Consider the following 5,270-nt stretch of genomic DNA (forward strand, 5'->3'; position numbering starts at 1 on the left):
AATCATTGGAAAGATGAGGCTTCTGCAAAGCTTTGGGATAAAGCTGCTAGACAGATAGAACAGATAAATATTGATATCTAATTAAAATTTTGGTTGTATTGCAAAGCTTTGCCCTAGCCTTACAGCCCTTCTCAATACAAGAGGCACTGTTCGCATTCGGGTATCCTGCGGCAGGCGGTGGCGCAGCTATCGCTGTATTAAATAGAAGTTTTCCTGCACTAATCTATACTTTGATTAACGTGTCATTCAAATTCCTATGAGTTGCGAACATTTAGACAATCTGACTACGGAAACTCTGATTTCTAAAGCCAACTACCCAGTATTTCGTTGTGAAGAGTGTATCCTAATAAACAGTCGTTGGGTGCATCTCCGTATTTGTCAAAGTTGCGGCAAGATGCTGTGCTGTGATTCTTCTGTTCATCAACATGCCCGACGGCATTACGAGGAAACTGGACATTCAGTAATTAGCTCGGCTGAATTAGGAGAACAGTGGTTATGGTGTTTTTTGGATGAGCAGGCAAAGAATTATTAAAGTGAGGCAAACGCGCTTCACTGCCAAAAGAGGGCGATTGCTATCTTCCTAACGCCTCAGCCAATTGCCCTTTTATGGAGAAAGCTTTGACTTGTCGCTCAAAACCAGTATCATCTGAAATTTTATGCGAAGAATTATTATTGGTGTTATGGGGAGAGGAGAAAATGCGACAGCAAATGATTTACAAAATGCTTATATATTAGGTCAACTTATTGCCAAACAAGGATGGGTTTTACTCACTGGTGGTAGAAATGTAGGGGTAATGGATGCAGTAAGTAAAGGTGCAAAATCTGCTGATGGTTTAACTATTGGTATTCTTCCAGGTGAAAATCAGGATGGTATGTCCTCTTGGGTGGATATTGCTATTTTCACAGACATGGGTAATTCTAGGAACAATATTAACGTTCTTACCAGTGATGTGGTAATTGCTTGCGGGATGGGTGCAGGAACCGCTTCAGAAATTGCTCTAGCTTTGAAAGCAAATAAGCAAGTAATTTTGTTGAATAATGATCAAGAAAGTAAACTTTTCTTTAAAAAACTGTCGCCAGAAAATGTTTATATTGTGGAGAGTGTGGAGCAGGCGATCGCTACTGCTAAAACAATTTTATCTTAGTTACGAATTAGTGAATCAGTAAAGTCTTCTCAAATTGGGAGGCTCTCAAATTGATTTGGTTTAAATCCCCATCTGTTGCCTTAGCTTCCCGAAATTTAAATTATATTCCGGATCAGACTGAAGCAAGTGAGTGTATGTATAAAAAAGAGAACTACATTCCCAGATGATTAACCAAATTACCGCTTTAGAATCCTGTTGGCATATTTCTTCTGAGTGGGGTCAGACCATGCCTCCAGTAGCAGTAAGAATGTTAGAAAAAGTTTTGTTGCCAATCTCAGACTTGTCAGGCTACTGCTGTGGTGTTTTGTGGGAAAAACAGCAATTGATTTATGCAATTGTTTGCCAGAATGAAACTCTCTACTTAGCTGAACAAGAATTTCATCCAACAAATGTACTAGAAAAGTCCATTGTTTCCACTCCAGCTTTTGAATTGGGGGACATAGTTGAGGTTGATTTCGGTGAACAGCCGACACGCCGTATTATTCAAGGAATTTTTAGCCTCAAAGATAATTGGCTTTATGGGGTAGAGTGGCGCTCTCCAATTTTAGAAGAAGTGTCTGCCCAAAGCAGAACAATATGGCTTGCTGATGTTGATTTAGTCAATGTTAGTGTATGACGATTATCTATCAGTTGCGACAAAAGAGCAGCACCAACTTAACTAACAATTTGGGTTATTAATTTAACTTTACTGATTTTATTCGCTACTTTTAATTAGTTGTCTGGGCATCATAAGTATTATATATGGTGTGGGTTGCGAAAGATAACTACAACGAAACACAGCTTTTAATTAGGCAGTAAAAATGTTTCATCAATATCAAGATTGTTCAATTGACTCCGAACCTTTAAAGATTGTTATTCAAATTAATCAGGATAATATACCTGTATTACCTTTTACCCTTGACTTTTTTCAATGCTGCAAGTCTTACTTCTGCATTAAGCAAATAACCAAAACCCACCTTTTCTAAACGCAGCACAAATTCCTCTCGTGTATTGCCCAATTTACTAGCTGTAGCATCCAAATTCCAATTATGCTCTGCTAACTGACTCAGCAAATAAACTCGGCGAGTCTGCATACCTGATAAGCGATAAGTTTTCAAATACTCCAATTCACCATTCTCTCGAATAATTGCTTCCCCAATATGATTTTCTTCGTTGGGGTTGAGGTCAGTAATAAATCGTTGTAACATGAACGAACCAGCAGTATAGACTTTTTGAGAAATTAACTTGCGTCCTAACAGTCCGTCTGCCATGAAACCCTGAAACGATGCCCAATCTGAACGCATATTTTGTACTGCTGCTCTCAAAGCTTTTAAATCATTGATTTTTGACTCATCTAAAGATACACTCATGAGAAAAGTCGTATCGTGCAGTAAAGCGTATTGGTACAATAACTCACCATAGAAATCTTCTAACAAGCTATTGTGCAAAAGTCGATAGTCCTCTGGTGTCGGTACTACAAAAGCTGATGCTAATGCTTCGGCAACAAATACCAATACCCCAACCTGTCGAGAGTGAATTTCAAATACCCGCAAAGCATCTTCAAGTCCAGCAATGTAACGTCCACTAAAAGAGCTTTCCATTCGGCTACCCAGCCCATGAGAAAGGGCATACTTAGAATATTCACTCCAGGCGATATCAGGGCCAGAAAAGAACATTGATAAAAAGCCTTCCATTGCCAAGTGCAGTGGCAAAAATCTCAGTTGGTTACTAGATTCCCGCTTCACCATCCGGTGTATTAACCGGACACTGGCGCAACCATAGTTTAACTGTTTACCATCTCTTTTAAAAAGCTGTCCTCCAAAAGCTCCTACAGGGCTGCCGTCATCAGTCCAGGACAACACTAGCCCATGAGGAACATAGGAAAAATATTTCATTCCTGGTGCTGTCATTTCTCCTGCTAAGGAAACAACTGCTAAATCTTCATCGTAGCTACGACGCAGCAAGCGTAAGTCGTTACGTACTTGATAACGCAATAATGGCACAATCCGCACTGCTCCCCGTATTTGAGAAGGAGCAATTTCTAGTCCTTTGAGTGATATATCTGTTAACAAACTGCGTTTGGATGCCATAATTGCCGCTCAAGATTTATCAGTCCTGAAGTTTAGGAGTTTTTGTTGCTGTATCACTTAACATTTGCTTGACTCGCTCTGCTAAATATGATTCCAATTCGGCTAAAGATGCAGTACCTTCAGCAAACCGAGCAAAGCCCAACATCGTAGGTAAATCTTCTGCATCCCGTAATCCTACTGTGGGGATTGCGGGGCTAAGGGGGTGTAAAGAAAAGTCATCGGCATTGTAAACAGGATTGCAATGAATAATCGAAGTTTTTTGTTTTGGGTCTAAACGATTACGATATACACGTAGAATTTCCGATGCTCCACAGGGGGGATCGTTTTCCCAACCATCGGTTACAAGTACTACTAAATCTGCGCCCCAGTCCAAAGCATCCAGTAGGGGAGTAGCTAGGTCTGTTTGTCCACGAGCTAGAATTAGCAGTGGATCGCTGGTTGATGCAGTCCAGAAAGCTTGGTATTCCTGGGATGCTGCTTTTAGTAAGTAATGAGTCGCTAAGGCTACCCCTAAAGGACGACGATGTTTTTCGGCTGAACCGGAACTGGAGTAGCTGCAATCTAGGACTGCGGCCACTCGTCCTAGTTTTAGAGGTGATTTTCTTAATGTGAAGGCAGCAGATTTCTCTAATGCTTGGTTTAAGATATCCCACTGCTGTTTGCGAGTCTCCAATGGCAAAGATAAGATATACAGCGCCAAACGAGTTAGGGGGAGACGACCTAAATTAATGTCGATTTCTACTTCTGTGCGGTTAGCTGAACTTTGAAATCGCAATTTTTCATTCAAGGTCATTTGTTCTTGAATACGGGATAAAAAGACCTCTCGTTTAATTCCGTGTTTTGCTGCTAAACCTTCGGCAACTGTAAAGGGTAGTTGATAAACTGCTTGAGCGCTATAGTGTGCTTGGCGAAATGTCTCAAATAATTCTGTTTGATAAACTTGCTGTTTCCATTTCCCAAAGAGAAAATTACCTAATTCCCCTGGTAGGGTGAGGTGAGCATGGGAGGCTATAGCTCGAAATTTGGAGCGATATTTCACAGCATCAAAGTTGATGTCACGTTTTTGCTGGAGATAATCACGAGCGATCGCTCTGCTACGACGATTATTAATACTTCTTTTCCGTAATTGTTGCAATACTTCCCAACCTCGTTGTGGTGGTAGGGCTGTTAATGCTGCGGCAATTAATGCACCTTCTTCTTGTCGATGTTCAGGGGGTGTATGTTTTCCTGTTGCTAGTAACTTGAGGATAATCTGCGCTTGATTGAAGTGGTTAATCCCTGCTGCCAATGTCCGGGTGTAGAGTAAACGGTAATTACCTAAAATATAGTCGTGCAAAAAGTCAATAGATACGCGCTGCCCGTAACCATCACCATAGAATTCACGCTGTCCTGTGCAGGAGAGGCAAGCATTAATGAACATGACTAAATCTTCCCTTGCCACTTGCTGATGTTGGTTCGCCCGATTAATGTCCATTGTTGACTGAAAACAGGGTATGGGATGTGGGGTGTAGGGTGTAGTGTTTAAGACAATTAAATGCGGTACATCAAGCAGTTCAACACATTCTTAATTCCCCACACCCTACACGCAAAACCCAGAAATACCAGGAATTTACGCTTATCAAGCGTGCCATTCGTGAAGAATATTGCATCACTTCTTCCCCAACACCCTACCCCCTATCCCCAACACCCTTTTCTTTGGGGGTACTGTTCGGGGAATGACGACACGACAAGCTAGGATAGCGTTACAGGCTAGGTTCGGAAGTCGCACCAAAGTCCCGCAAACAGTATTAACGACTATTTTAAGTTCTAGATGAGAAAATAGCTAGAAAAATTCGACTTAAATTTTACTCAGTATACTGAGTCTTTAAGCCGACTGCCAAAAGGGATGCAAACTAATTCAACGAACCAAAACTGAAGTACCACCGGGAAAAGTAGCCGGAGCTAACCCGGAGTGGCGGCAAGTAAACTTCTAACGCTGGAGCCATCGAGGAGATCCCGATGGTGCGATTCGTTGGCTATAAATCAAGCCCAACAAGGCTTAGAGGGATTAGCCGCT

5 protein-coding genes are annotated in these 5,270 nt (G+C 41.4%); 3 read left to right on the forward strand and 2 right to left on the reverse strand.

Annotation, left to right across the window (positions count from 1 at the left end; translation table 11 throughout):
- Positions 1–256 precede the first annotated feature (256 nt).
- From G1O98_RS36630 to G1O98_RS36640, 3 genes are all read left to right on the forward strand, one after another.
- On the forward strand, positions 257–532 hold the full coding sequence (locus tag G1O98_RS36630; RefSeq protein ID WP_084227073.1) for a UBP-type zinc finger domain-containing protein: 276 nt from the start codon (positions 257–259) through the stop codon (positions 530–532).
- 124 nt (positions 533–656) lie between these two features.
- Positions 657–1,145 carry a TIGR00725 family protein gene (locus tag G1O98_RS36635; protein WP_163939161.1) on the forward strand — a complete coding sequence of 163 codons (489 nt, stop codon included), beginning with the start codon at positions 657–659 and terminating at the stop codon, positions 1,143–1,145.
- 163 nt (positions 1,146–1,308) lie between these two features.
- Complete coding sequence (locus tag G1O98_RS36640) at positions 1,309–1,761, forward strand: DUF1392 family protein (protein WP_163939163.1); 453 nt, start codon at positions 1,309–1,311, stop codon at positions 1,759–1,761.
- Positions 1,762–2,029: 268 nt separating this feature from the next.
- On the opposite strand, the gene G1O98_RS36645 is transcribed toward G1O98_RS36640, so the two are convergent.
- Together G1O98_RS36645 and G1O98_RS36650 are read right to left on the reverse strand one after the other, a co-directional pair.
- Positions 2,030–3,214 (reverse strand): hypothetical protein, encoded by a 1,185-nt coding sequence (locus tag G1O98_RS36645; RefSeq protein WP_163939165.1) that lies wholly within the window; start codon positions 3,212–3,214, stop codon positions 2,030–2,032.
- Positions 3,215–3,233: 19 nt separating this feature from the next.
- Complete coding sequence (locus G1O98_RS36650; protein ID WP_163939167.1) at positions 3,234–4,688, reverse strand: hypothetical protein; 1,455 nt, start codon at positions 4,686–4,688, stop codon at positions 3,234–3,236.
- Positions 4,689–5,270: the final 582 nt, after the last annotated feature.

This window comes from Nostoc sp. UIC 10630, from assembly GCF_010747425.1.
Lineage (GTDB): Bacteria > Cyanobacteriota > Cyanobacteriia > Cyanobacteriales > Nostocaceae > Nostoc.